Genomic DNA, 24,465 nt, shown 5'->3' with positions numbered 1-24,465 from the left:
CTTTAGTGTAGCGTCTACTCCCCAGCCTTGACTGGCAATCGACGATCCATCACCACCCCGGCCACGCCCACTCCTGCGAGCAGCACCATCACCACCACGAGGGCGGGATTCGGCCGCGTGGCCAGGGAATCGCCCAGCAGCACTATCGCCGCCGTTCCGGGAGCGGAGCCCACGGCCGTGGCCGCGACGAAGGGAAGCACCGGCACGGGGCTTAACGCCGCCACGTAATTGAGCAAGCTAAAGGGGATACCGGCGATCAGACGCAGCGAGCCCACCGCCAGCCAGCCGCGTTGTTCCAGGCGTGCGCTCATCTTTGCCACGGCGGGGTGGCGCAGACGGGGCTTTATCCATTCGCCTAACAGTCCACGCACGATGAGCAAGGAGATCAACGCCGATACCGCCGTGGCGCTGAGCGCTATGGCCAGCCCCCACCACGGGCCGAAGAGAATCCCCGAGGCCAAGGTGAGCATGGTGCGCGGCACGGGGAACTGCGTAATACCCACGTAGAGGGTCCAAAAGAGCAGAGGAAAGCCCGCGCCCCATTGTTCGGCCCAGTCGCGCAGCGTGCTCACCGCGGGCACCTCCACCCAGGCGGTGATGGCTATGAAAGCTATCGACGCCCCGAGTACCACCCCACGCTTGGCCCAGGACCACCCGCGTATCGCCGCGAGGGCGTCGCGCGCTATGAGGCGAAGGAAAGCTATCACAGGGCCGGTGCGCGCCACATGGCTAATTCGCTCGGCCCCGCACCATGACGGGGAAGTTCGCCCAAGGGGACGAAGCCAAGGGTGGCATAGAGTTTGGCGGAACGGGGAGTGGAGGCCTCCAAATACACTGCCTCATGACCCGCGCGCTCCAATCCGGCCTTGAGTAGGGCCGAGCCCACCCCCTTGCCCTGGGCGGCGGGGGAGACGGCCAGGGTATAGAGGTACCAGTGGGGGAACTTGGGGTGATAGGCCCCCGATTCGCGCTCCCGGAGGTAGGCCTTGACGATATTGCGCCCGAAGATACGGGTGTATTGCCTGGTGCTGCGGAGCTGGTCGATCACTCCGGGTTCACCATCGGGGCGGTTCCACAGGGCGACGCCGAGGATCTGGCCTTCTTCTTCCACGAGGTCTATCACCCCGTGGGGAGCGTATTCGTGGTCGATCTGGAGGCGAAAAATATCCTCCAATACCTGCTTCTTATCATCCGAGAGGGCTAATGCCGTGGTGCGAGCAAAGGAGGGGTCCTCACGAAAAGCACTCACGAGGATGCGGACCACGCTTTCCCTGTCGTGGGGCTGATAAGGCCGAATAGTCATGGGGAATATCCTAAATGAAAAAGAGCCCGCCTTTCGGCGGGCCTTATATCTCTTGTGCCCGGAGGGGGACTTGAACCCCCACGTCCGTTAATAGGACACTAGCACCTCAAGCTAGCGCGTCTGCCATTCCGCCACCCGGGCAAGGTGGTTCATGCGAACGACGTTTACCTTAACCCAACCCCACATTTAGCAACAAACTGGCAGTTCAGGATACCTTTTTAAATAACAACTGTGGAAGTTCGTGTAGTAGTGGAAGGCATGAGTTATTCCTACGCCCACGATTCCCGTTTCCCCGGCCCCGATCCCTATGCTCCGCTCAAGAAACTCCCCGAGTTCTCGCTCCGCTCCGAAGATTTCGAGGAAAGCCAGCGCCTCTCGGAGAACATAGCCGCCCCCTCATCGCGTTCCCCGCACCTCGCCTGGTCCGATCTGCCCGAGGGCACCAAATCGCTCGCCATCACATGCTTTGATCCCGATGCCCCCACGGCCGCCGGTTTCTGGCACTGGGCGGTGTGCAATATCCCGGTGAACGTCACGGAGATCACCGCCGGGGAAGAAATAGAAGGAGCGCTATCCCTAGTGAACGATAGCGGGCAGCGCTCTTTTTATGGCCCCCAGCCGCCCGAGGGGCACGGCCCGCACCGCTATCTCTTTGCCGTCCATGCGGTAGACGTGGAAGAGCTAGAAATCGACGCCACCGCTAGCCCCACGGTGCTCGGTTTTCAGCTTTACTTCCATTCCCTGGGTCGCGCAATCCTGTGGGGTTGGTACGAGAATTAATCCACCCAGGCTCGTCCGCAGCCCACGGCTTCAGCGATATTGCCAAAACCCTGGGCTCGTAATTGATCAGCCAGTCCACGGTGAATATCCCGAATCCAATCCGGCCCACCGTAGATGAGTCCGGTATATCCCTGGAGCAGGGTAGCCCCAGCGGCAATGCGCTCCCAGGCCTGCTGCGGGGTCTCGATCCCCCCCACGGAGATAAGCACCAGCTCATCGCCTACTCGGGCGCGCAAGCGTTTGAGCACCTCTAGGGAGCGGGCGGCCACGGGTGGGCCAGAAACCCCTCCGGCCCCCATCTCCTCTACCTTTTTGGTAGCCAAGCCCTCGCGGGAGATGGTGGTATTGGTAGCCACAATTCCATCGAGCCCCAATTCCAAGGCCAGATCAGCCACGGCATCAATATCTTCATCGGAAAGATCGGGGGCGATTTTCACCAACACCGGGGCATCTGTGGTCCCCTGAACTGCTTGCAAGATGGGGCGTAGGGATTCCACTGCCTGGAGGTCCCGCAATCCTGGGGTATTGGGGGAGGAAACATTGACCACGAGGTAGGTGGCCAGGTGCTCTAGGAGATTGGCAGAGCGCTTATAATCCTCCACCGCGTTTTCCAGCGGCACCACCTTGGTTTTGCCGATATTGACGCCCACGATGTCCTCGTAACGGCGTCGATAGAGGTTGGTGGCCACCTGGGCGGCCCCAGGGTTATTAAAGCCCATGCGGTTGAGGATGCCGCGATCGGCCTTAAGGCGGAAAAGCCGCGGTGTGGGGTTACCGGGCTGGGGAGAGGCCGTGACGGTACCAATCTCCGCATAACCAAAGCCGATGGGAGTCCATAGATCGGGGGAGTGCGCGGACTTATCAAAGCCCGCGGCCAAACCCAGGGGACGCGGAAATACCGCGCCAAAAACCTCCTGAGCCAGAATGGGATCGCGCACAGGCATCACTCGCCCGATGAGGCGATTGAGTGGCCCCATGAATTGCAGAACCCCCAACACATCACTGACCAAGCCATGAACCTTCTCTGGGTCCATAACGAAGAGTCCTTTGAGAACCAGACGATAAGCGGTATTGCGAAGAGCACCCATGAGAAATCCTTACGTGGAAGAGGTGGGGTTATTAATCACTTGGAGGCCCTCGCCGCTCGCGGAGGCCAGCACGAGGGTGCCGTTATCCAACGCTAGGAGCGAGGTGGCATTGGCCACAGTGGACAGGCTGTGACGCTGCTCCGGGACCCCCTGCGAAATATCCCAGCCAGTCAGTATATTACCGGCGGTAGAAGCCACCCAGGCGAGGCGGTGAGATTCATCCCAGGCCACCGCCCAAGGGGAATCCGGCACCGGTGCCGTCTGGTGCAAGCGCACAACGTCATCGGTGGTGTACACCGCCAATTGATCGCCGGTGGTATCCGAGGCCAAGAGCAGCTCCTCGGTTCCCGTGCTTATCCGCCCCACGCCCAGGCCCACGCGCAGGCGGCCTCCCTCGCGTTCATTGGTCCAGTCAATGTCCTGGATCGTCGTATCCTCCGCCCACGTCCGCACGAGGGCATCGGGGGCGCCGCTGATTGGTTGGGAAAGCAATTGGGTGGTGGGGGCCTCCACGCCGATCACCACGGGGTCACCCTGCGGGGGGTATATGACTACCTCGTCCTCGCTGTCGTTGGCGGTGGCGAGCTCCCCGCTGCTGAGCAGGGTGGCGGCGGTGGCGCGGTGCTCCACGGAACGCACCTGCTCCTCGCGCGGATGATCGGCGGGGTAGAGGCGCACCTCCTGGCCACAGGCCAGCACGAAGGAATCGCTCGCGGCGCTCAGCTCGCCACATTCGGCGGGGATAGAAACCTCCACGGCGTCCCCGGAGCGGAAATCTTCCACCGTGCCCAGGGCGATGGTCTCAGCCGAGCGCACGGCCAGCGTGTTGCCCACCCGTTCCACGGCCTGCACCTTGGCTACCGACACCGGCAGGGCGATCACCTCACCGGCGGGATCACTGCTGGGTGGCGAGGCAACGGGCTGGGCATTGCCCATCTCATCACCCAGATCCGAGGGAATCTGCGATTGGCAGCCAGCCGCCAAAAACGCCGTGCACGTCAGCGCGAGCATGGCCGTGAACTTCGCTTTCTTTGCCATCTTCACAATAGGGAACTTTAGCAGTGTGCTCAGCGAGATATATCGTCAAGAGCCCTGTGAATAGGCACCGGCAAGGTCGCCCGAGCGCACCGGGATATGTCCTCCGGTTCCTGGGCTTCCACCAAGGTAGCGGCCACTTCTGCCCGCTGGCGTACCCAGGCCACCGCTGCCGTGGCAGCCGAAAGCCCCAGCCCCTGAGCCGCCGTGCGCAGCGCCTCTGTGATCTTCTCCGAGCGCTGGCCCATAAAGCGCGGGGCATGGGGATCGTCGGCGGCGATCTCTCCGCTGAGCACCCCGTGGGCGAGGGGATCGGCGGCGATCAACCCCACCCCCAGATATTCGGCGGCGGGCATAACCTCCAATTCCGCCTCGCGTACCAGGAGAGAATAGGGCACCTGCGTGGCCACGAGGGGACGTTGTGCGTAGGTGGCGGCCAATTGCCATCCGGCGTAATCGCGTACCCCGGCGTAGCGCACCCGCCCGGTATCCACCGCATAATCCAGCGCCGCACAAACCTCCTCCACGGGGGTGTGAGGGTCCCAATAGGCCACGCTCCACAAGTCGAGGTGGTCCAGGCCAAGAGTGGCCAAAATATCATCGAGATCGTTGAGTAAGGCGCGCCGCGAGCAATCCACCCGACGCCCCGCGGGCGATGCCGGGTTCACCCCCGAGGCCGCAGAAAGCACCAGTTCGCGGCGGTGTACCCCGGAATTGACCTCGGCCATCGCCGCTGCGGAGGCCACGTCCACCAGGTTTCCTCCCTCGTCGAGGAAGGCGCGCAAGAGGGCCGGGGCGGCGTCGATAGCCACCTGTGTTCCCCAATGCCCCGTGCTCAGGCCCAGCTCGGAGACTCTTAGACCGGATTGCCCCAGTGTTCTTAAATCCACCGGTCCCAGCCTAGTAGTAGGGTCATGCGGGTGAATGACGTGACCTTGCTTGCCTCCGCTGCCGCCAATACCGAGCAGATGTCCTGGATACAGGTGATCGTGCTCTCCATCGTCCAGGGGCTCACCGAGTTTTTGCCGGTGAGTTCCTCGGGCCACCTGCGCATCGTCTCAGAGCTGTTCTGGGGGGCCGATGCAGGGGCTTCCTTCACGGCTGTGGTGCAACTGGGCACGGAACTGGCGGTGGTGGTGTACTTTGCTCGCGATATTTGGAATATTCTCACCGCATGGTTCCGGGGTCTCTTTAACCGCGAGGCCCGTAATTTTGATTACCGCATGGGGTGGATGGTGATTGCTGGTTCCCTGCCCATCGGCATCGCCGGGGTGCTCTTCCAGGACGCCATCCGCGATACGCTGCGCAACCTCTGGATCACCGCCACCGTGCTCATCTTGTTCTCCTTCGTGTTCATCCTGGCGGAAAAGATCGGCCGCAAAGAACGCTCTTATGAAGAACTCACCATGAAAGACGCCCTGGTCATGGGCCTGTGCCAGTGTCTTGCGCTGATCCCCGGCGTCTCGCGCTCCGGCGGCACCATCTCCGGCGGCCTCTTCCTGGGCCTAGAGCGCGAGGTGGCCACGAGGTTTTCCTTCCTGCTCGCCATCCCCGCCGTGATGGCCTCGGGGCTGTTCTCCCTCAAGGACGTTTTTGATCCCGCGGTGGGGCAAGCGGCCTCGGGCGGGCAATTGCTAGTGGGCACCCTCATCTGCTTTGTCTTGGGCTATGCCTGTATTGCCTGGTTGCTGAAGTTCGTGGCGCACCATTCCTTCTCCTGGTTTGCCGCCTACCGCATTCCGCTGGGTATTTTGGTGATGATTCTGCTGGCTGTGGGCCTGCTCTAAGCGGACCCTCCGCACCCAGCTGGGCCACGGAGGCGCCAAAGGGGATAGGGTGTATCCCATGCGTTCTTGGCCCTCCCCTCAGCTTCCCACGGCCCCCGGCAACCCAGTACCGCTTCACCTCTACGACACTGCGGCGCAAACCGTGCGCGAGGTGGAGGTACCCGAGAGCGGGCCGGTGGGCATGTACGTGTGCGGAATCACCCCCTACGACTCCACGCATTTGGGGCACGCGGCCACCTACCTCGCCTTTGACCTGGCTTATCGGGTGCTGCGCGATAATAGCCACGAGGTACATTACGTGCAAAACATCACCGATGTGGACGATCCGCTCTTTGAGCGGGCCGCCCGCGATGGGGTGGATTGGCGCGAACTGGGTACCTCCCAGATAGAAAAGTTCCGCAGGGATATGGAGGCCCTGCGGGTGCTACCGCCGCGCGATTATGTGGGAGCGATGGAATCCATCGACGAGGTGATCGAGATGGTCTCCGCCCTGCTCGATAGCGGGGCCGCCTACACCGTGGATGATTCCGAATACCCGGATGTGTACGCCTCCGTGGACGCCACCGAGCAGTTCGGCTACGAGTCCCACTATTCCTGGGCCGAGATGGAGAAGTTCTTTGCCGAGCGCGGCGGCGACCCCGAGCGCCCCGGCAAGGCCCACAGCCTCGATGCCCTGATTTGGCGCGCGCAAAGGCCGGGGGAGCCCGCCTGGGATTCTCCCTTCGGCCCGGGCCGTCCCGGCTGGCACATCGAGTGCTCCGCCATCGCCACCAAGCGCTTGGGGCCGCACTTTGCTATCCAGGGCGGTGGCTCCGACCTCGCCTTCCCGCACCACGAGTTCTCCGCCGCCCACGCGGAGGCTGCCCTGGGTTGCGAGCGCATGGCCGGGCACTACGTGCACGCCGGCATGATGGCCTTGGATGGGGTGAAGATGTCCAAGTCCCTCGGCAATCTGGTGTTCGTCTCCGATCTCCTACGTGCAGGCCATGAGCCCGATGCCATCCGCCTAGGCGTCTTTTCCTCGCATTACCGCAGCGACCGCGATTGGTCTCAGGCCGTGCTCACCGAGGCCGAGCAGCGCTTGGCCTATTGGCGCGAGGCCGCCCAACGCGGTGGCAGCATCGACCACGCCGAATCCGTGGTGGCCGAACTGCGCGCCCGGCTTTCCGACGACCTCGATACCCCCGGTGCCCTGGCGGTGCTCGACGAGTGGGCGTGCACCTGTTCGACAGAGGGGCAGGGCAGCGCGGTGAGCCTGGCGATGGAATCCCTGCTGGGCGTGCGCATATAGGGGGTTTGATTCACAATGGAAGCCATGAGTACCCCCTCCGCCCACATCCGCAGCGAGTTTCAACCGGCTATCGACGAGTTTTTGAAGGATCTAAGCACCTTTGTCTCCGGGGATTATCTCCAGGAGGAGGAAAAGGAACTCTGGGATCAGCCCTTCGATCCCACTGCCCTGGAGGAATTGCGCAGTATCCTTGGTACCCTGCTGGACCGGGTAGAGGGCGAGCCCCCGGAAGCCGTGCCGGTGTTCCTGCGCGCCACCATCGAGGAATTGCACGCTTTCAACGAGAAGCACCACTGCGCCGTGCTTGAGCCGGAGGAATACGCGGAGCTCAACGATCTCTTCCGCGCCCTCGCCCGCGGTGCCGGAGTAGCAGAAGAGGAGCTGCATGACCTCCCCATCTTGGAGTAACGGCCCCCGCGCGATCTTCTGGGATATGGACGGCACCCTGGTAGATTCCGAGCCCCTGTGGGGAATCGCCACCTACGAACTCAGTGAACACCTGGGCCGCCGCCTCACCCCGGAACTGCGCGCCGCCACCGTGGGCGGTTCCTTCCACCACACCCTTCAGGTCTGCGCGGATCATGCCGGAGTAGAGGTGAGCCCCGAGCAGGCCAAGGAGCTTCACGACGCCATGTTTGCCCGCGTGGGCAGGCTCTTTGAGCAATCCCTCGCCCCACGCCCTGGGGTCCGCCCCCTGCTCGAAGGCCTGCGCGCTCTTGGCGTGCCGATGATGGTGACCACTAATACCGAGCGCGCCCTTGCCGACCCTTCTATCAAGGCCGTGGGGGAGCAGTTCTTCTGCGATTCCGTGGCCGGTGACGAGGCCGGGCGATTTAAACCCGCCCCCGACATGTACGTGGAGGCCGCCCGCCGCCTGGGGGTGGCCCCGCAGGAGTGCCTGGTCTTTGAGGACTCCCAGGCCGGTATGACCGCCGCCGTGGCCGCTGGTTGCCAGGTCATCGGCCTGCCGGAGGATGAATCGGACCTCGTTGAGGGCGTGCTGCTCATGCAAAGCCTCCACGGGGGTTCGCGCTCCTTTGAGGGGGTTCGAGCTGCCGATGTTGAGAGATGGTTCACCCTGAGCACCCAGGCATGAAATAATCTTCTTCCGTGAAGAACTTTGACTCCCTCTATCAGGAACTACAATCTCGCGCCCAGGCGAGCGTGGAGGAATCCTCCACCGCCGCCGCCCTCGCCTCCGGGGTCCACGGCATTGGCAAGAAGGTGGTGGAGGAGGCCGCCGAGGTATGGATGGCCGCAGAGTATCAATCCAAGGAGGAACTGGCTGAAGAGATTTCCCAGCTGATGTACTGGGTGCAGGTCATCATGCTCTCCCGGGACCTGAGCCCCGAAGATATCTACCGCTACCTTTAGGAGAACCCACCCATGATGCGCATTGCCGTGCCCAATAAGGGCGCCCTTTCCGAGGTAGCTGCCACCATCCTCAAGGAGGCCGGGTACGCCAGCCGCCGGGATTCCAAGGCCCTCAACGTGATTGATCGGGCCAATAACGTGGAGTTCTTTTTCCTCCGCCCCAAGGACATCGCCATTTACGTGGCCTCCGGGGAACTCGACCTCGGCATCACCGGCCGCGATCTCGCCGCCGACTCTCAGGCCGAGGTCACCGAGGTGCTGCCCCTGGGCTTTGGGGCCTCCACCTTCCGCTTTGCCACCCCGGCGGGCCAGGATTGGACGGTGGAGAAATTGGCCGGAAAGCGCGTGGCCACCGCCTACCCGCACCTGGTGCGCACCTACCTGGAAGGCAAGGGGATTGAGGCCACCGTTATTCGGCTCGATGGCGCGGTGGAAATTTCCATCAAGCTCGGCGTGGCCGATGTTATCGCGGATGTGGTGTCCACCGGAGCCACCCTGCGCCAGCAGGGCTTGGAGCCTTTCGGGGAGGTGATCTGCCGTTCCGAGGCGATCGTCGTCGGGCGTACCCCCGAAATCACCCCCGAGCAACGTGTGATGTTACGCAGATTTGAAGGCATCGTCCACGCTCATCATTACGTGGTGCTCGATTACAACGTCTCCCGCGATCGCCTTGACGAAGCCACGGCGATCACCCCTGGGCTTTCCGGCCCCACAGTTTCGCCGCTCACCAGGAAGGATTGGGTGGCGGTGCGCGCCATGATCCCGCGCTCGGAGGCTAACGACGTCATGGATGCCCTCGCCGGGGTAGGGGCGGAGGCGATTTTGGCCACGGATCTGAGGATTGCGCGCATCTAGGCAAAACCCACATCATCGCTACTATGGAGGCGTCAATTGATCCATCGAGAAAGGACGCCGTTTCCACATGGCTACGTCGAAAAAGACTGCCAAGGTTAAGAACCAGGAAGCGAACACCCCCACCCCGGGTACCCGGACGGAGGAGGACCTTCTAGGCACCATGGAAGTTCCCGCCTCCGCCTATTACGGCATCCACACCCTGCGTGCCGTGGAGAACTTCCAAATCTCTCGCAACACCATCAACCAAGTGCCCGCCTTTATCCGCGGCATGGTGCAGGTGAAAAAGGCCACGGCCATGGCTAATCGCCGCCTGCACACCCTGCCGCGCAAGAAGGCCGAGGCCATCATTTGGGCCTGCGATCAAATCCTGGACAAGGGCCGCTGCATGGATCAATTCCCCATTGACCTCTTCCAGGGCGGCGCCGGTACCAGCCTCAACATGAACACCAACGAGGTCATTGCCAACCTCGCCCTGGAATACCTGGGCGAGCCCAAGGGCTCCTACGACATCATCAACCCCAACGATGATGTGAACATGTCCCAGTCCACCAACGACGCCTACCCCACGGGCTTCCGCCTGGGCGTGTACAACGAGCTGATGAGCCTCATCGAGGCTTACGACGCCCTCCAATCCGCCTTCCAGACCAAGGGAGCGGAGTTCGAGGACATCCTCAAGATGGGCCGCACGCAGCTCCAAGACGCCGTGCCGATGACCCTGGGCGATGAGTTCCGCGCCTTTGCTTCCAATCTCAGCGAGGAGCAGGCCATTATGCGGGCCGCGGCGGATCGTCTGTTGGAGGTTAACCTCGGCGCCACTGCCATTGGCACCGGGGTGAACACCCCGGCGGGCTATCGTCACCAGGTGGTCGCGGCCCTGAGCGAGACCACCGGCCTAGAGATCAAGTCCGCCAAGGACCTCATCGAGGCCACCTCCGATACCGGCGCCTACGTGTTGGCGCACTCCGCCATAAAGCGCGCGGCCATGAAGCTCTCCAAGATCTGTAACGATCTGCGCCTGCTTTCCTCCGGCCCCACCGCTGGCCTGCACGAGATCAACCTGCCCGCGCGCCAGGCGGGTTCCTCGATCATGCCGGGCAAGGTCAATCCGGTGATCCCCGAGGTGGTCAATCAGGTGTGCTTCAAGGTCTTTGGCAATGACCTCACCGTGACGATGGCCGCCGAGGCCGGGCAGCTCCAGCTCAACGTGATGGAGCCGGTGATTGGTGAGGCGCTGTTTGAGTCTCTGCGTATTCTGCGCAATGCGGCCGATACCCTGCGCACCAAGTGCGTCACGGGTATTACCGCCAATGCGGAGGTGTGCCGCGCCTACGTGGATAATTCCATCGGCATCGTCACCTACCTCAACCCCTTCATCGGCCACCACAATGGCGACCTCATCGCCAAGGAGGCCGCGGCCACCGGCGCCAAGGTACGCGATCTGGTGTTGGATAAGGGCCTGATGGATAAGGAGACGCTTGATCGCGTGCTCTCCAAGGAAAACCTCATGCACCCGGAGTTCCGCGGCACCATTTATCTGGATGACTAACCGCTCACATAAGTTGCCCCGATAAGCTCCTCAGCAGGATAATTACGGTGTTAGAAACCGTATCTCTGCAAGGGGCTTCTCGGATATGCTTATCCTGCACATAGTGATCGTTCTCGCGGCGATCGTCCTCGGTGCCCGTCTCGGTTCCATCGCCATCGGCTTCACCGGTGGCCTTGGTGTTCTCCTCCTGGGTTTGACCGGCGTTCCGGTCAGCCGGGAGGATATTCCCTTCGATGTCATCGGCATCATCATGTCCGTTATCGCCGCCATCGCCACCATGCAGCGCGCGGGCGGCATGGAACTCCTGGTGTATTGGGCCGAGCGCTTCCTGCGCCGCAATCCCCGCCAGATCACTCTGTGGGCCCCGGTGGTCACCTATCTCATGACGGTCTTTGCGGGCACCGGGCACACCTCTTTTTCCACCCTCCCGGTCATCGTGGAGGTGGCCAAGGAGGGCAAGGTGCGCCCCTCGCGTCCACTCTCGGTAGCGGTGGTGGCCGCCCAGATGGGCATTGTGGCCTCGCCTATTTCCGCCGCGGTGGTCTTTTTGGCTTCCATCCTGGAACCCCTGGGAGTTTCCTATCTGTCCCTGCTCGCCGTGATGATCCCCGCTACCTTCCTCGCCATTTTCCCTACGGCCTGGCTGAGCAATCGCCTGGGCAAGGATTTGGAGGATGACCCGGTGTACCAGGAGCGGGTGCGTCAAGGGCTGGTCAAGGAGGCGTCGATAGCCGCTTCCTATGAACCCACGCGGGCGGCTCGTACCTCCGTGGGGATTTTCCTCGGCGCCATCGTACTCGTGGTGTTTTATGCCACGCTCACCTCCTCGCAGGTGGGCCTGATTGCCGATCCCACCCTGCCGCGCAATGAGGCGATCATGGCGCTCATGCTCAGCGCCGCCACGGCCATCGTCGTGGCCACTAAGATTCCCGCCGGCGAGATTCTGGATACTCAGGTATTCCGCTCGGGCATGTCCGCCTGCATCTGTGTGCTCGGCGTGGCCTGGTTGGGTACCACGATTATCAAGAACAATATGGAGGGCATCGAATCGCTCTCCGGCTCGGTGCTGCACAGTAGCCCCTGGTTGTTGGCCGTGGTGCTCTTCTTCGCCGCCTCGCTGCTCTATTCCCAGGCCGCCACCGCGCAGGCCCTCATGCCCGCGGCCCTGGCGATGGGGGTCAGCCCGCTCACGGCGGTGGCGGCCTTCCCGGCGGTCTCGGCGCTCTTCGTACTGCCCACCTATCCCACCCTGCTCGCCGCCGTGGAGATGGACGATACCGGCTCCACCCGCATCGGTAAGGCGGTATTCAACCATCCCTTCCTGATTCCGGGAGTAGTCTATACCGCCATCGCCGTGGGGCTGGGCTACCTCTTTGGCTCGCTGATCCTCTAGGCCGCTTCGCCCCACCACTCCGCGCTGAGCTGCGTCACTAGGCCACAACGCTAAGCCACACAGATCAGAGCCACCGCCAACAGCCCGCACAGCCCCACGCAGGCCCCCAAGCTCAGCACGGCGGCCACCTCCGCGCCGTCGCGCTGGTAGCGCCGCCGCTGCGTTGCGTAGATGGTTCCGGCTGCCGCCACCAGCAGGGCCACCGGCATGCACAGCCACCACCCCATCTGCACCCAGCGCAGCAGCAACGCCGCCGTGGTGGCCAGGGCGGCCGTCGTGCGCGCCCAGGCCAAGGCGGTGCGCTCGGGCTGCAATCCGGGGTCTCTCATTCCAGAAACACCACCATCGCCCCGATTCCCGCCGCCACGGCCCCCAGCATGAGCACCGGCACCAGGGTGGGCACGGGCAGGGGTCGATCCTCCCGCATCGCGCGTTCCACCTGCACCCAGCGCACCGCCGCCCCCACGGCGATGAGCACCCCGAGGCAACAGGCTCCCACCGCCAGGGCGGTGCACAGGGCACCCTCGGCCACCTCACCGCCAAAGGCTTTGAGCGCCACCCCGGCGGCGATAAAGGCCAGTGCGCTGCGCGTCCAGGCGAGGAAGGTGCGCTCATTGGCCAGAGTAAAACGAGGGTCCGGCTCGGTGCCGCGGGGGAAAAGACGGCGGGCAAAAGAGATCACGTGCCGCCATGCTACCGCTAGGCTTGGAGGCATGAGCCTCAGCGACGTCGAAATTGCCCAGAACCATCCCCTCGAACCCATCGCGGATATTGCCCGGCGCGCCGGAATCCCGGAGGGTGCCCTCATCGCCTATGGCACCACCAAGGCCAAGGTGAATCCGTCTCTCCTTGAGGAAGGCAAGCCCGGAAAACTCGTACTGGTCACCGGCATGTCACCCACTCCGGCGGGTGAGGGGAAGTCCACCGTCCTCATCGGGCTTGCCGACGCCCTGCGCGCCGCCGGATACAATTCCCTGGCCGCGCTGCGGGAGCCCTCTCAAGGGCCGGTCATGGGTATCAAAGGTGGGGCCGCTGGCGGCGGTTATTCCCAGGTGGTGCCGATGGAGGATATTAACCTCCACTTCACCGGCGATTTTCACGCCATCGCGGCCGCCACGAATACCCTGGCGGCCTTGATTGATAACCACATTCACCAGGGCAATGCTCTCAATATCGACCCTCGCCAGGTGACCTGGCAGCGCTGCGTGGACGTCAATGACCGCTCCCTGCGCGGGGTCATCACCGGCCTAGGTGGCCGGGCCCACGGGGTGCCTGCGGAGACGGGCTTTACCATCACGGCGGCCAGCGAGATCATGGCGGTGCTCGGCCTCTCAGAGGACCTTGAGGACCTCAAGGAGCGGATCGGGCGTATCACCATCGGCTATACCTACTCCGGGGAGCCTGTCACCGCCGCCGATCTCGGCGCCCAGGGGGCGCTGACGGTGCTGCTCAAGGACGCGATTTATCCCAACCTGGTGCAAACCCTGGGCGGCACCCCGGCCCTGGTGCATGGCGGCCCCTTTGCCAATATCGCCCACGGCTGTAATACGCTGCTGGCCACCCGCACGGCCTTGCAGTGTGGTGATGTGGTGGTTACGGAGGCCGGCTTTGGTTCCGACCTCGGCGCGGAGAAGTTCTTTGACATCAAGGCCCGCTATGGCCTGGAGGTGGCAGGCACGGTGATCGTGGCTACCATTCGTTCCCTGAAGTTCAATGGCGAGGCCTCCGACTACGCAAAAGAAGATACCGAGGCCCTGCGCCGAGGTTTGATGAACCTAGAGCGCCACGTGACCAATGTGCGCAAGTTCGGGGTGGAGCCAGTGGTGGCTTTGAATCTCTTTAGCGCGGATACCGCCGCCGAGCGCGAGGTGATGGCGCAGTGGGCCGAGGAGTTCGGGGTGGCGCTCAGCGAGGTAGAGGTGTGGGCCAAGGGCGGGGAGGGGGCTGCCGACCTCGCGGCCAAGGTCATGGCCGCGCTTGGTGAGGGTTCGCACCCGCTCTACGATCCAGAAGAAGGCGTGGAAGCCTCCATCACCACCATTGCCCGCGAGATCTATGGGGCGCAGAACGTGGAGTTTTCTCCTAGGGCCCGCAAAGACCTCGCGCAGTTGCGCCGCTGGGGCTGGGATCGCCTGCCGGTGTGCATCTCTAAGACGCAGTATTCCTTTAGCGATGATCCCAAGGCTCTGGGCGCTCCCTCGGGCCATACCCTGCACGTGCGCGAGTTGATTCCGCGCACCGGGGCAGGGTTCGTGGTGGTGCTCACCGGGGACGTGATGACCATGCCGGGCCTGCCGAAGAAGCCGGCGGCCAATGCCATCGACATCGCCTCCGACGGAACCATCAGCGGGCTCTTCTAAGGCGCTGGGGCTTACCGCAACAAGACCTAGGCGGTAGGCCAGCCGGGATACTCCGGCGGGGTGCCGCCAAAGGCGGGGCAGTATTCCTGGAAGGAACACCAGCCGCAGAGTTTGGAGGTCTTGGGCTCAAAGGTGCCCGCCTCGCCATCGCTCACGATGGCCTCCCATAACCGGGCGAGGTCGCGCTCGAAGTATTCGAGCTCTTCCTTGGAGGGGGCCAGCAGCATGTCGTCGTGCACCTTGAGGTACATCAGGCGCAGTTGATCGGGAATCTTTCCGTGGAGGCGCCAGTACACCAGGGCATAAAAGCGCATCTGGAACTGGGCGGCCTGGGAGTAGCGGGGCAGGGGCTTCTTGCCGGTTTTATAGTCCACCACGCGCACCTGCCCGGTGGGGGCGATGTCGATGCGGTCGATGAATCCGCGCACGGGCACTCCGTTGGGCAGGGTGGTGCCCACGTATTCCTCGCAGGAGTGGGCGTCGAAGCCCTGGGGGTTTTCCATCATGAAGTAGCCCTTGAGCAGGGTGCGGCATTCCACGAGGAAGGGGAGGGTATCGGGGACGAGTTCATTCAGTTCGGTGTCCTCGGCGCACATGCGTTCCCAGTGGGGCTTGAGCCTTTTGACGGCCGCCGGGTATTCGCGCTGTTCGCGGGGCCAGGAGTGCATTTCTTCCAACACGGCGTGCACGAGGGTGCCCTTGACCTGCGCCACGGTGGAGGGTTCGGGGAGTTTATCAATGGCGCGGAAGCGGTACAGCAGGGGGCATTGCTGATAATCGTTGGCCCGCGAGGGGGATAGTGCCGGAGAACTCATGATGCTTACCACCCTAACCGTGATTGACTAGAGGGTATGAATGAGAATCTAGATTTCCTCGATTTCCTCGCCGCCTCTCCCAGCGCCCCGCACGCCGCCCGGGAGGTGGAGCGCCGCCTGGACTTTCAGGCCCTCGACGCAACCGCCGCATGGGAACTGAGCCCCGGTGGTTATGTGCTGCGCCAGGGTGGGGCAATAATCGCCTTCTGGATTCCCGAGGAGGTCGATTCCACCTCCGGTTTCCGCATCATCGGCGCGCACACGGATTCCCCCGGATTCGTGCTCAAGCCGCAGCCGGAGCGCCGTGGTGCGGGGTGGCCGCAGGCGGGGGTGGAAGTTTATGGCGGGCCGATTCTTCGTTCCTGGTTCGATCGGGAGTTGTGCCTGGCCGGGGAGGTGGTGCTCGCGGATGGTTCCAGCACCCTGGTGCGCACAGAGCCGGTGCTGCGCATTCCGAACCTGGCTATTCACTTAGACCGTGCCCCGGAGGTCAACCGCCAAACCCACGTGCAGCCCATCCTCACGGTGGAGGAAACCTCGGTGATGGAAGTGGTGGCCCAAGCCGCCGAGGTGGCCCCGGAGGACATCTTCGGCCACTGGCTCATGCTTGCCGACGCCCAGCCGGGCCGCCTCAGCGGCGATCTGCTGGCCGCGGGCAGGCTGGATAATCTCACCTCCGTGTATGCGGGCCTGCGCGCCCTCCAAGGAGCCGTGGCCTCCGGGGAGGAGAGCCAGGACATTTGGGTATTGGCGGCCTTCGATCACGAGGAGGTGGGCAGTGCGAGCACCCGCGGGGCCGCAGGGCCGCTGCTGGGCAGCGTCTTGGAGCGCATTGCCGATTCCTGTGGGCTGAGCACCGCGCCGATGTTTGCGCGTTCCACGATGGTCTCGGCCGATGCCGCCCACGCGGTGCATCCGAATTATCCCGAGAAGCACGATTCCGAGCATCACCCGCTGTTGAATCACGGCCCCGTCACTAAGATCAACGCCAATCAGCGCTATGCCTCCAATCCGGCCACGGTGGCGATGTGGCGGCGCTGCTGTGCGGCGGCCGGGGTACCCACGCAGGTTTTTGCCGGGAATAATGCGGTGCCCTGCGGTTCTACCATCGGCCCGATTTCCGCCACGCGCCTGGGGATTGACACCGTGGATGTGGGCGTGCCGCTGCTATCCATGCACTCGGCCCGCGAGGTATGCGGGGCGCAGGACATGGTGTGGTTCCGGGAGGCCCTTGAGGCATACTTAATCAACAGCTAAGTTCCCCCGACCTCCCAAGGAGAGCGCCCTCATGGCCTATTCCGGCCCCTTCCAGCCCGGCGACCGCGTGCAGCTTACCGACGCCAAGCGGCGGCACTTCACCATCGTGCTCACCGAGGGCGGGGTGTTCCACACCCACAAGGGCCAGATCTTCCACGATGACATCATCGGGCTTGACGAGGGCAGCGTGGTGCGCTCCGTGCAGGGCAGCGAGTTCCTGCTTTTCCGTCACCTGTTGGTGGATCACGTTCTTTCCATGCCTCGCGGGGCGGCGGTGATCTATCCCAAGGACGCCGCTCAAATCCTGGTGGAGGGCGATATTTTCCCCGGCGCGCGCGTCCTAGAGGCCGGTGCGGGTTCGGGTGCGCTATCCATGTCCCTGCTGCGCGCCGTGGGGGAGAAGGGCGAGGTGTTCTCCTACGAGATCCGCAAGGATCACCTGGAATACGCCGAGAATAACGTGGACGAGTACTTTGGCGGCCGCCCGGCCAATTGGCACCCGCGCTTAGGCGACTTCGGGGAGGTCACCCTAGAGGATCTGGGCGGCCCGGTGGATCGCATCATCTTGGACATGGTGGAGCCCTGGCACTTCATGGATACCGCCCGGAACCTGCTTATTCCCGGCGGGGTGTTGATGACGTACGTGGCCACCGTGCCGCAGTTGATGAACACGATGGAGACGATTCGCGGCCTCAAGTGCTTTGCCGAGCCCCGCGCCTGGGAGTCCCTGGTGCGCGATTGGCGCGTGGAGGGCCTGGCCACGCGCCCCGAACACCGCATGAATGCGCACACGGCCTTCCTGGTCAGCGCGCGTCGTTTGGCCGATGGTGTCACGCCCCCGCGGCCGCAACGCAAGGCGCGTCGATAGGCCAACCTTGCTTAGGCTAGGCTAGACACATGACTAGCCCGCGTCCTGATGCCCGGATGATCGACCTTGCCGATGAGGTCAAGGAGCTCAAACGCAATAACAGGTACCTGGGGGAGCGCAATACCAAGCTGGCGGAGATGCTGAAATCCTCCAGGGATAAGTTATCCAATCTCTACCAGCAGATCGAGGACATGGCGGCCCCGCCGTCCACCTATGGCACCTTTTTGGAGCGCTCCGATGATGGCTCCTCGGCGGAGATTATGAGCCAGGGCCGCAGGCTGCGCGTGCCGATGTCCCCGATGGTCTGCCTGGGCGATCTCATGCCGGGGGTAGAGGTGCGCCTAGGTCAGGGCCACCAGCTCTTGGAGGCCACGGGCTTTCGCACCACCGGGGAACTGGTCACCGTGCAGCAGCTATTGGGCCGCCACCGGGCGGTGGTGGAGGATTCCACCGGGGATCAGCAGGTGATTCGCCTGGCCCGCCCGCTGCTGGAGACCCCGCCCAAGGTGGGCGATACCCTGCTGTGCGATCCCAAGTCCGCCTATGGCTTTGAGGTGATTCCCCGCTCCGAGGTGGCTCAGCTGGCCCTGGAGGAGATTCCCGATGTGACCTATGCGGACATCGGGGGCCTCGATAGCCAGATCGAGCAGATTCACGACGCCGTGGAGCTGCCCTTTACCCACCCGGAACTCTATGCGGCCTATGACCTGCGCCCGCCCAAGGGCGTGCTGCTCTACGGGCCTCCCGGCTGCGGCAAGACCCTCATCGCCAAGGCCGTGGCGCACTCCCTTTCTAAACGCAGCGGCTCGGCGACGTACTTCTTTAACGTCAAGGGCCCGGAATTGCTCAATAAGTACGTGGGTGAGACGGAGCGCCAGATCCGCACCATCTTCGAGCGCGCCCGAGAGCTGGCCTCTGGGGGGCGTCCGGTGATTATCTTCTTCGATGAGATGGAATCGCTCTTCCGCACCCGCGGCTCCGGGCGCAGTTCGGACGTGGAAACCACCATCGTGCCGCAGTTGCTCACCGAACTCGATGGGGTGGAGGGCCTGCACAACGTCATCGTCATTGGGGCCACCAACCGCGAGGAGCTCATTGATCCCGCCATTTTGCGCCCCGGCCGCCTGGACGTGAAGATTCGCATTGAGCGCCCCGGCCCCGAGGCCGCCCGCGATATTTTCCGCCGCTACATAGGCGGGGATATTCCGGTGGCTGATCCCCCGGAAGCCCTCATCGAGGCCGCCGTGGAGGAGATGTTTGCCCCACGCCCCTACGTGGAGTTGACCTTAAGCAATGGCAGCACGGCGGTGCTGCACTACGGCGATTTCACCTCCGGGGCGATGATTGCCAACGTGGTGGATAGGGCCAAGAAGATCGCCATTAAGGAGCACCTGGCCGAGGCCTCCCAGGCGGGTATCTCCGCCCGCCACATGCGCGAGGCGGTAGCCGCCGAGCAGCGCGAAAGCGAGGACCTTCCCAATACCTCCAATCCGGAGGAGTGGTCGCGCATCATCGGCCGCCAGGACGCCCGCGTGATCGAGGCCCGGGCCCTTCGATATGGTGAGAGCCATGACGCGCTTCCTGGGAACTGAAACGGAATACGGGATCGCCACGCCCAGCGATCCCTCCCTCAGCCCCATCATCACCTCCACGCATGCGGTGGTGGCTCACGCCGCCGCGCACACGGGGGCGCCCTCGCGCTGGGACTATGAGGATGAGTCCCCCCTGCGCGATACCCGTGGCTTTGACCTGCGCCGTTACCACACCGTGCCGGTGGTAGACCCCAATGCCGTGGGGGTGGCTAACGTCATGCTCCACAATGGGGCGCGCTTCTACGTGGATCACGCCCACCCGGAGTATTCCTCTCCGGAGTGCTCGAACGCCTGGCAGGCCATGCTTTACGACGCCGCCGGCGATCTCATCGCCCACCAGGCCACCTGCGATGTGGCGGCGCTAACGGCGCAGAATACCTCCGTTCTCAAGGGCCACGAGCCCTGCCCGCCGCTGCGCATCTATAAGAACAACGTGGACGGCAAGGGGGCCTCCTACGGGGCGCACGAGAACTATCAGTACTCCCGTTCCACCGATTTTGAGGCCCTGGCGCAGGGGCTTATCCCTTTCTTCGTCACCCGCCAGGTGCTCATCGGGGCCGGGCGCATGGGAGTAGGGGAGGAGGGGCAGGAGCACCGCTTTCAGATTTCCCAGCGCGCCGATTACTTCCGCCAGGAGGTCTCGCTGGAGACCACCCTCAACCGCGGGATCATCAATACCCGCGATGAGCCCCACGCCGATGCCGAGCGCTATGGCCGCCTGCACGTGATCGTGGGCGATGCCAACCGCTCGCACACCTCCACCCTGCTCAAATTGGGCATGACCTCCCTGGTCATTGACGCCATCGAGGAGGGCACTGACTTCTCCGATCTGCGCCTGGCCGACCCCGTGGGTGATCTCACCAGGGTGTCCCGGGATCTCAGCCTCACCGAGCGCTTGGCGCTCAAGGATGGCCGCGAACTCACCGCGCTAGAGATTCTGGGGCAGTACCGGGCACGGGTGCGCCCCCAGGGGGGCGTCGATAAGCGGGTGCTGGACGCCTGGGATGAGGCCGCGGCCCTGCTGGCTCAGGACCCGATGAAGGCCGCGCACCTGCTCGATTGGGTGGCCAAGTACGCGCTGATCCGCGCCTACCGGCAGCGCGGTATGGCGGCCGATGACCCCCGCCTCTACCTCATCGACTTGCAGTACAGCGACGTCGATCCCCAGCGCAGCCTGTACTCGGCGCTGGTGCGCAAAAAACGCATGCGCACCCTGCTGAGCGAGGAGGAGATAGCGCGCGCGGCGCTCACCCCGCCGCCGGATTCCCGGGCGTGGTTCCGCGGCAGCGTCTCCGCGCGCTTTCCCACCGAGGTGGAGGCCGCGAGTTGGCAATCCCTGGTGCTGAGCGGGGCGCGCCTGGCGATGCCGGAGGTGGGGTCGCTGACCGAAAGCGAAATCGGTGCCGAACTCAGCGCCACCACCAGCGCCACGGAATTACTTTCCGCCTTAGAAAAGCGCGGCTATCCCATTCATTATTACTAATAAGGAGCAGATACTTTGTCCGAGAACACCCAGATCCACCGTCATTCCGGCCCCGGAGACGAGGACGAGCCCCTAGAGGCAGGCCAGGTACAGATTAATACCCAGGGCACCGATGATCTCCTCGATGAGATTGACGGCCTTTTAGAGGATAATGCGGAGGAGTTTGTGCACTCCTACGTGCAGAAGGGCGGCCAATAATCCCATGCTCCGCCGAATCTTTGGCATCGAAACGGAATACGGGCTGAGCACCGGCCGCCGGGGATTAAGCCCCGAGGAATTGGCGCGCGAACTCTTCCGCCCCGTGGTGGAGGAATATTCCAGTTCCAATGTATTCCTGCCCAATGCCTCGCGGCTCTACCTGGATGTGGGCGCGCACCCGGAGGTCGCCACGGCGGAATGTGATAGCATCTCCCAGCTCATCGCCCACGAGCGCGCCGGGGACGAGATCGTGGATAATCTGGCCCGCAGAGCCGAGACCGCCCTAGATACCCCGCTGTATCTGTTTAAGAATAATCTCGATTCCGTGGGTAATTCCTATGGCTGCCACGAGAATTACCTCATTAGCCGGGGCACGGTGCTCAAAACCCTGGGCCGCCAATTGCTGGCCTTCATGGTCACCCGGCAGATTATTTGCGGGGCGGGAAATATCGACGGCGGTTTTCGCTTTTCCCAGCGCGCCGAGCAGGTGTGGGAGGGGGTTTCCTCGGCCACCACGCGCTCGCGTCCCATCATCAATACCCGCGATGAGCCCCACGCCGATTCCTCCCGCTATCGCCGCCTGCACGTAATCGTGGGCGATTCCGTGATGGCCGAGCCCACCTTGGCCCTGAAGATCGGTTCTGCCCTGCTCATGCTGGAAATGCTAGAGGAGGGCTACCCGCTGCCCGATTGGGAACTGGCCGATCCCATCGCCGCGATCCGGGCGGTCAATAAGAGCGCCACGGCCCCCCTGGAACTCAGCGATGGCACCACGCTCAGCGCGCTTGATATTCAGTCCGCCTTTTGCGAGGCCGCAGAAAACTGGCTCGCCCAGCGCCCCGAGGATGATTCCCTGACCGCCGTGGTGGATCTGTGGCGGCGCACCTTAGAGGCCCTGGTATCGGGCGATTACTCCGGGATTGACCGCGAGGTCGATTGGGCCATCAAGTATTCCCTGCTGAACCGCTACCGCGAGCGCCTTGATTGCGGCTGGGAGCACCCCAAACTCGCCCAAATTAACCTGGCCTACCACGATATTCGCCCCGGCCGCGGCCTGGCGCGGGTGCTAGAGGCCAAGGGCCTGATACGACGGTGGAGCACCGAGGCGGAAGTACGCGCGGCCGTCGAGGAGCCGCCGCAGAGCACCAGGGCGAGGTTGCGCGGAGATTTTCTGCGCCGGGCGCGCCAATTGGGTGCGCCAGTGACGGTGGACTGGCTACGCTTGAAGGTCAATCGGCCCGAGCCGCAGTTCATCGAGTTAGGCGATCCCTTTGCCCCTTGCGATGAGCGGGTGGAGGGCCTGATCGCCTATATGGAAGAGCACTATGAGCACGCAGAGCAATGATGTAGAGCGATTGGTGAATCTCACCTTTGCCTTCCTCGACGCCGCGCGCACCGGGAGCCCTTATCTCACCGGCCGGTGGCTGCGCGAGCGGGTGCCCGGATACGCCGACGTCAGCGAGGACACCGCCCGCAAGCGCTTGCAGCGCGATCTGCGCACCCTGGCCCAGGCGGGGGTGCCCTTAGAAAAGCAGGTGCACGAGGGCACCCCGATGTATCGCTTGCGGGAGGAAGAATACGAGCTGGCGCCCGTGGAGTTCACCCCCGAGGAGGCCGCCGTGCTGGGGGTGGCCGGAGAGATGGGCCGCAGCGGGCAGTTGGGGACCTTTGCGCGTTCGGGGTGGACGAAGATCGCCGCCAGTGGGGCGCAGCGCGATCTGGGTTCACTCAGCAATGCCGCCAGTGGGGATTGGGACCAGCTTTCTGCGCGCACCCTGGCCACCCTGGTGGCGTCGATTAGCAGGGGCCGCCGCGTGGAGTTCGAGTATCGCGGGGGTTCCCGGCGCGTGATGGACCCCTGGGGAGTGGTCAATCACCGCGATCGGCTCTATCTGGTGGGCTATGACGTGGAGCGTGGCGAGCCGCGTTCCTTCCGGCTGCTGCGCACCTCCGATTTCTCCGAGGTCGGCCCCCGCGAGCACGAGGCGCAGGGCCGTGACCTGCAACAGATCGTGATAGAAGCCCTAGAGCACCACCGTCACCGCGTGGATGCAAAGGTACGCCTTGCCCCAGGAAAGGCCTGGGAGCTACGCGAGGCCGGGGAGGTACGCGGCGAGGTGGTGTATCTGCGCGGGGTGGACCGCGATTGGTTGGTGCGCACCGTGGCCTCCTGTGGGCCGGACGCGATTCTCCTCGACGATGAAGAACTGCGCGGGCAGGTCCGCGCCCTGCTCAAGGAGGCGCTATGACGAACCTGCACAGGGTGGCCGAGCTGGCCCGCGTGCTCAATCTCATTCCGTACTTTGAGGCACACCCTGGCCGCTCCGTTTTTGAGGCCGCCCGGGACCTGGGCAGCACCCCGCAGGAGATCATGGCGGATCTCAACCGGCTCTTTTGCTGCGGCCTGCCGGGGCTTATGCCGGATAACCTCGTGGATATGGTGCACAGTTATACCTCCGTGCGCATCACCAATAATCAGGGGCTTGACCGCGCGCTGAGGCTCACCGCCGCGGAGGCCTCGGTGCTCCTGCTCATGCTGGAATCTCTGGAAAATCAGCCGGGGCTTATCGACGCCGCCGCGGTGCGCTCCGCGGCCACGAAGCTGCGCGAGATCACCAAGGCCGATGCCATCTTTGATTCCACCCCGCAGCAGGAACGCTCCGAGGTGGGGGAGGTGGTGCGTCAGGCCCTGGGGGATAAGAAGCAACTGCGCTTTTATTATTCCTCCGCCAGCAGCGATACCGAGAGCCTGCGCGAGGTCTCTCCCCAGCGCGTATTCGTGGATTCCGGCCACCAGTACCTCAGCGCCTGGGAGGAGAGTGCCCAAGATCACCGAATCTTCCGCCTGGACCGCATGAGAGCCCCGGAGGTCTTAAGTACCCCGGCTGCCCAGGCTCCCACGCAGGCCCCCACCTCCTTTTCCCTGGGCCAGCAGGCCCACCTGTTGGTGCACCGCGAGGCGGCTTGGCTGGCAGATTACTTCCCGATTAGCCTGGGGGAGGCACCCGAGCAGGAGTGGATTCCCGCCACCATGCCCTATGGTTCCACGGAGTGGTTGGTACGCTTTGCGCTCAATAATGCGGACCGCCTAAAAGTTACCAGCCCTTCCCAGGTAAGTTCACAGGTGTCTCTCCGGGCTTCTCAGGCTCTCGGGGCCTATGATGGCCGGTAGATTCCCCGTCCGATAGAAAGGCCGATCATGCCTCTAGGTACCACCGAAATCATCATTATCGCGCTGCTCTTCGTGCTGCTCTTCGGTGCGCGCCGTCTGCCCGATGCCGCACGCTCCCTGGGCCGTTCCATGCGCATCTTCAAGTCCGAGGTCAAAGAGATGAAGAAGGACGACGAGGCTCCCAAGCAGATCGCCCAGGAGCAACCCCAGGCCCAAACCACCTATAACACCGCAGATCACCGCGATACCCTGTGAGTAAGAAGAATCC

Annotated in this window: 26 protein-coding genes, 1 tRNA gene and 1 pseudogene; 19 read left to right on the top strand and 9 right to left on the bottom strand. The window is 63.6% G+C overall.

Translation table 11 applies throughout. The annotated features are described in order from the left end of the window. Positions 1-14 precede the first annotated feature (14 nt). The 3 genes from Clow_RS09175 to Clow_RS09165 all read right to left on the bottom strand — a co-directional run bounded on the left by Clow_RS09175 (position 15) and on the right by Clow_RS09165 (position 1,444). Positions 15-707 (bottom strand): TVP38/TMEM64 family protein, encoded by a 693-nt coding sequence (locus tag Clow_RS09175; RefSeq protein ID WP_055178663.1) that lies wholly within the window; start codon positions 705-707, stop codon positions 15-17. Beyond that, positions 704-1,303 carry a GNAT family N-acetyltransferase gene (locus tag Clow_RS09170; RefSeq protein WP_055178494.1) on the bottom strand — a complete coding sequence of 200 codons (600 nt, stop codon included), beginning with the start codon at positions 1,301-1,303 and terminating at the stop codon, positions 704-706. The genes Clow_RS09175 and Clow_RS09170 overlap by 4 nt, the downstream gene beginning before the upstream one ends. A 55-nt stretch (positions 1,304-1,358) precedes the next feature. After that, positions 1,359-1,444, bottom strand: a tRNA-Leu gene (locus Clow_RS09165). Between the two features lie 117 nt (positions 1,445-1,561). Between Clow_RS09165 and Clow_RS09160 the strand changes: the two genes are divergently transcribed. Further along, a complete protein-coding gene (locus Clow_RS09160) occupies positions 1,562-2,083 on the top strand; it encodes a YbhB/YbcL family Raf kinase inhibitor-like protein (protein WP_055178492.1) in 522 nt (173 codons plus the stop codon). Here Clow_RS09160 and Clow_RS09155 read toward each other — a convergent pair. The 3 genes from Clow_RS09155 to Clow_RS09145 are packed head-to-tail and all read right to left on the bottom strand — an operon-like array spanning position 2,080 to position 5,096. Further along, positions 2,080-3,171: a quinone-dependent dihydroorotate dehydrogenase gene (locus Clow_RS09155; protein WP_055178490.1), complete on the bottom strand. Its 1,092-nt coding sequence runs from the start codon at positions 3,169-3,171 to the stop codon at positions 2,080-2,082. The genes Clow_RS09160 and Clow_RS09155 overlap by 4 nt on opposite strands. A 9-nt stretch (positions 3,172-3,180) precedes the next feature. Then, entirely contained in the window at positions 3,181-4,209 is a 1,029-nt protein-coding gene (locus Clow_RS09150; RefSeq protein WP_245625744.1) for a hypothetical protein, read from the bottom strand. 29 nt (positions 4,210-4,238) lie between these two features. Continuing rightward, positions 4,239-5,096: an aldo/keto reductase gene (locus Clow_RS09145; RefSeq protein ID WP_069724607.1), complete on the bottom strand. Its 858-nt coding sequence runs from the start codon at positions 5,094-5,096 to the stop codon at positions 4,239-4,241. A gap of 24 nt (positions 5,097-5,120) precedes the next feature. Between Clow_RS09145 and Clow_RS09140 the strand changes: the two genes are divergently transcribed. From Clow_RS09140 to Clow_RS09105, 8 genes are all read left to right on the top strand, one after another. Then, positions 5,121-5,993, top strand: coding sequence for an undecaprenyl-diphosphate phosphatase (locus Clow_RS09140; RefSeq protein WP_055178486.1), 873 nt, complete (start codon positions 5,121-5,123; stop codon positions 5,991-5,993). A 58-nt stretch (positions 5,994-6,051) separates the two neighbouring features. Then, positions 6,052-7,284 (top strand): cysteine--1-D-myo-inosityl 2-amino-2-deoxy-alpha-D-glucopyranoside ligase, encoded by a 1,233-nt coding sequence (gene mshC / locus Clow_RS09135; protein WP_055178659.1) that lies wholly within the window; start codon positions 6,052-6,054, stop codon positions 7,282-7,284. 24 nt (positions 7,285-7,308) lie between these two features. Further along, a complete protein-coding gene (locus Clow_RS09130; protein WP_055178483.1) occupies positions 7,309-7,692 on the top strand; it encodes a hypothetical protein in 384 nt (127 codons plus the stop codon). After that, on the top strand, positions 7,670-8,380 hold the full coding sequence (locus tag Clow_RS09125) for an HAD family hydrolase (RefSeq protein WP_055178481.1): 711 nt from the start codon (positions 7,670-7,672) through the stop codon (positions 8,378-8,380). Before Clow_RS09130 ends, Clow_RS09125 begins: the two co-directional genes overlap by 23 nt. 14 nt (positions 8,381-8,394) lie before the next feature. Continuing rightward, a complete protein-coding gene (locus Clow_RS09120; RefSeq protein ID WP_055178480.1) occupies positions 8,395-8,658 on the top strand; it encodes a phosphoribosyl-ATP diphosphatase in 264 nt (87 codons plus the stop codon). A gap of 12 nt (positions 8,659-8,670) precedes the next feature. Beyond that, positions 8,671-9,513 (top strand): ATP phosphoribosyltransferase, encoded by an 843-nt coding sequence (gene hisG / locus Clow_RS09115; RefSeq protein ID WP_055178479.1) that lies wholly within the window; start codon positions 8,671-8,673, stop codon positions 9,511-9,513. A 67-nt stretch (positions 9,514-9,580) separates the two neighbouring features. Beyond that, positions 9,581-11,059 (top strand): aspartate ammonia-lyase, encoded by a 1,479-nt coding sequence (aspA, locus tag Clow_RS09110; protein ID WP_055178478.1) that lies wholly within the window; start codon positions 9,581-9,583, stop codon positions 11,057-11,059. Positions 11,060-11,144: 85 nt separating this feature from the next. After that, on the top strand, positions 11,145-12,452 hold the full coding sequence (locus tag Clow_RS09105) for an anaerobic C4-dicarboxylate transporter (RefSeq protein ID WP_055178476.1): 1,308 nt from the start codon (positions 11,145-11,147) through the stop codon (positions 12,450-12,452). A gap of 50 nt (positions 12,453-12,502) precedes the next feature. Here Clow_RS09105 and Clow_RS09100 read toward each other — a convergent pair whose 3' ends face one another. Further along, positions 12,503-12,781, bottom strand: a complete 279-nt coding sequence (locus Clow_RS09100) for a DUF202 domain-containing protein (RefSeq protein WP_055178475.1) — start codon at positions 12,779-12,781, stop codon at positions 12,503-12,505. Then, positions 12,778-13,134 carry a YidH family protein gene (locus tag Clow_RS09095; protein ID WP_245625743.1) on the bottom strand — a complete coding sequence of 119 codons (357 nt, stop codon included), beginning with the start codon at positions 13,132-13,134 and terminating at the stop codon, positions 12,778-12,780. The genes Clow_RS09100 and Clow_RS09095 overlap by 4 nt, the downstream gene beginning before the upstream one ends. Before the next feature lie 31 nt (positions 13,135-13,165). Here Clow_RS09095 and Clow_RS09090 point away from each other — a divergent pair, with 31 nt between their 5' ends. Continuing rightward, a complete protein-coding gene (locus Clow_RS09090; protein ID WP_055178473.1) occupies positions 13,166-14,812 on the top strand; it encodes a formate--tetrahydrofolate ligase in 1,647 nt (548 codons plus the stop codon). A 26-nt stretch (positions 14,813-14,838) separates the two neighbouring features. On the opposite strand, the gene Clow_RS09085 is transcribed toward Clow_RS09090, so the two are convergent. Further along, positions 14,839-15,627, bottom strand: coding sequence for a RecB family exonuclease (locus Clow_RS09085; RefSeq protein WP_055178472.1), 789 nt, complete (start codon positions 15,625-15,627; stop codon positions 14,839-14,841). A 36-nt stretch (positions 15,628-15,663) separates the two neighbouring features. On the opposite strand from Clow_RS09085, the gene Clow_RS09080 reads away from it, so the two are divergent. The 9 genes and pseudogenes from Clow_RS09080 to tatA form a co-directional block, all read left to right on the top strand. Next, positions 15,664-16,884, top strand: coding sequence for a M18 family aminopeptidase (locus tag Clow_RS09080; protein WP_055178471.1), 1,221 nt, complete (start codon positions 15,664-15,666; stop codon positions 16,882-16,884). A gap of 31 nt (positions 16,885-16,915) precedes the next feature. Further along, complete coding sequence (locus tag Clow_RS09075; protein WP_055178470.1) at positions 16,916-17,752, top strand: tRNA (adenine-N1)-methyltransferase; 837 nt, start codon at positions 16,916-16,918, stop codon at positions 17,750-17,752. A gap of 29 nt (positions 17,753-17,781) precedes the next feature. Further along, positions 17,782-19,344: a proteasome ATPase gene (gene arc, locus Clow_RS09070; RefSeq protein WP_055178469.1), complete on the top strand. Its 1,563-nt coding sequence runs from the start codon at positions 17,782-17,784 to the stop codon at positions 19,342-19,344. Continuing rightward, positions 19,322-20,827: a depupylase/deamidase Dop gene (gene dop, locus Clow_RS09065; RefSeq protein WP_055178468.1), complete on the top strand. Its 1,506-nt coding sequence runs from the start codon at positions 19,322-19,324 to the stop codon at positions 20,825-20,827. Before arc ends, dop begins: the two co-directional genes overlap by 23 nt. A 33-nt stretch (positions 20,828-20,860) precedes the next feature. Then, complete coding sequence (locus tag Clow_RS09060) at positions 20,861-21,025, top strand: ubiquitin-like protein Pup (RefSeq protein WP_370871890.1); 165 nt, start codon at positions 20,861-20,863, stop codon at positions 21,023-21,025. Positions 21,026-21,029: 4 nt separating this feature from the next. After that, positions 21,030-22,370 carry a Pup--protein ligase gene (gene pafA / locus Clow_RS09055; RefSeq protein ID WP_055178466.1) on the top strand — a complete coding sequence of 447 codons (1,341 nt, stop codon included), beginning with the start codon at positions 21,030-21,032 and terminating at the stop codon, positions 22,368-22,370. Continuing rightward, a complete protein-coding gene (locus Clow_RS09050) occupies positions 22,351-23,274 on the top strand; it encodes a helix-turn-helix transcriptional regulator (protein ID WP_055178465.1) in 924 nt (307 codons plus the stop codon). The genes pafA and Clow_RS09050 overlap by 20 nt, the downstream gene beginning before the upstream one ends. After that, positions 23,271-24,197: a WYL domain-containing transcriptional regulator gene (locus Clow_RS09045; RefSeq protein WP_055178464.1), complete on the top strand. Its 927-nt coding sequence runs from the start codon at positions 23,271-23,273 to the stop codon at positions 24,195-24,197. Before Clow_RS09050 ends, Clow_RS09045 begins: the two co-directional genes overlap by 4 nt. Positions 24,198-24,224: 27 nt before the next feature. Continuing rightward, positions 24,225-24,413: pseudogene (gene tatA / locus Clow_RS09040) on the top strand (Sec-independent protein translocase subunit TatA); the annotation flags it as partial. Positions 24,414-24,465: the final 52 nt, after the last annotated feature.

The organism is Corynebacterium lowii (genome assembly GCF_001412085.1).
Lineage (GTDB): Bacteria > Actinomycetota > Actinomycetes > Mycobacteriales > Mycobacteriaceae > Corynebacterium > Corynebacterium lowii.
This window is presented reverse-complemented; position numbering and strand designations above follow the sequence as displayed.

Excerpts from the sequence above, each read along its gene's own strand:
- Clow_RS09170 (WP_055178494.1), bottom strand. The coding sequence starts at position 1,303 with ATGACTATTCGGCCTTATCAGCCCCACGACAGGGAAAGCGTGGTCCGC.
- Clow_RS09160 (WP_055178492.1), top strand. The coding sequence starts at position 1,562 with ATGAGTTATTCCTACGCCCACGATTCCCGTTTCCCCGGCCCCGATCCC.
- Clow_RS09155 (WP_055178490.1), bottom strand. The coding sequence starts at position 3,171 with ATGGGTGCTCTTCGCAATACCGCTTATCGTCTGGTTCTCAAAGGACTC.
- Clow_RS09150 (WP_245625744.1), bottom strand. The coding sequence starts at position 4,209 with ATGGCAAAGAAAGCGAAGTTCACGGCCATGCTCGCGCTGACGTGCACG.
- Clow_RS09140 (WP_055178486.1), top strand. The coding sequence starts at position 5,121 with ATGCGGGTGAATGACGTGACCTTGCTTGCCTCCGCTGCCGCCAATACC.
- mshC (WP_055178659.1), top strand. The coding sequence starts at position 6,052 with ATGCGTTCTTGGCCCTCCCCTCAGCTTCCCACGGCCCCCGGCAACCCA.
- Clow_RS09130 (WP_055178483.1), top strand. The coding sequence starts at position 7,309 with ATGAGTACCCCCTCCGCCCACATCCGCAGCGAGTTTCAACCGGCTATC.
- Clow_RS09125 (WP_055178481.1), top strand. The coding sequence starts at position 7,670 with ATGACCTCCCCATCTTGGAGTAACGGCCCCCGCGCGATCTTCTGGGAT.
- hisG (WP_055178479.1), top strand. The coding sequence starts at position 8,671 with ATGATGCGCATTGCCGTGCCCAATAAGGGCGCCCTTTCCGAGGTAGCT.
- aspA (WP_055178478.1), top strand. The coding sequence starts at position 9,581 with ATGGCTACGTCGAAAAAGACTGCCAAGGTTAAGAACCAGGAAGCGAAC.
- Clow_RS09105 (WP_055178476.1), top strand. The coding sequence starts at position 11,145 with ATGCTTATCCTGCACATAGTGATCGTTCTCGCGGCGATCGTCCTCGGT.
- Clow_RS09100 (WP_055178475.1), bottom strand. The coding sequence starts at position 12,781 with ATGAGAGACCCCGGATTGCAGCCCGAGCGCACCGCCTTGGCCTGGGCG.
- Clow_RS09090 (WP_055178473.1), top strand. The coding sequence starts at position 13,166 with ATGAGCCTCAGCGACGTCGAAATTGCCCAGAACCATCCCCTCGAACCC.
- Clow_RS09085 (WP_055178472.1), bottom strand. The coding sequence starts at position 15,627 with ATGAGTTCTCCGGCACTATCCCCCTCGCGGGCCAACGATTATCAGCAA.
- Clow_RS09080 (WP_055178471.1), top strand. The coding sequence starts at position 15,664 with ATGAATGAGAATCTAGATTTCCTCGATTTCCTCGCCGCCTCTCCCAGC.
- Clow_RS09075 (WP_055178470.1), top strand. The coding sequence starts at position 16,916 with ATGGCCTATTCCGGCCCCTTCCAGCCCGGCGACCGCGTGCAGCTTACC.
- arc (WP_055178469.1), top strand. The coding sequence starts at position 17,782 with ATGACTAGCCCGCGTCCTGATGCCCGGATGATCGACCTTGCCGATGAG.
- dop (WP_055178468.1), top strand. The coding sequence starts at position 19,322 with ATGACGCGCTTCCTGGGAACTGAAACGGAATACGGGATCGCCACGCCC.
- pafA (WP_055178466.1), top strand. The coding sequence starts at position 21,030 with ATGCTCCGCCGAATCTTTGGCATCGAAACGGAATACGGGCTGAGCACC.
- Clow_RS09050 (WP_055178465.1), top strand. The coding sequence starts at position 22,351 with ATGAGCACGCAGAGCAATGATGTAGAGCGATTGGTGAATCTCACCTTT.
- Clow_RS09045 (WP_055178464.1), top strand. The coding sequence starts at position 23,271 with ATGACGAACCTGCACAGGGTGGCCGAGCTGGCCCGCGTGCTCAATCTC.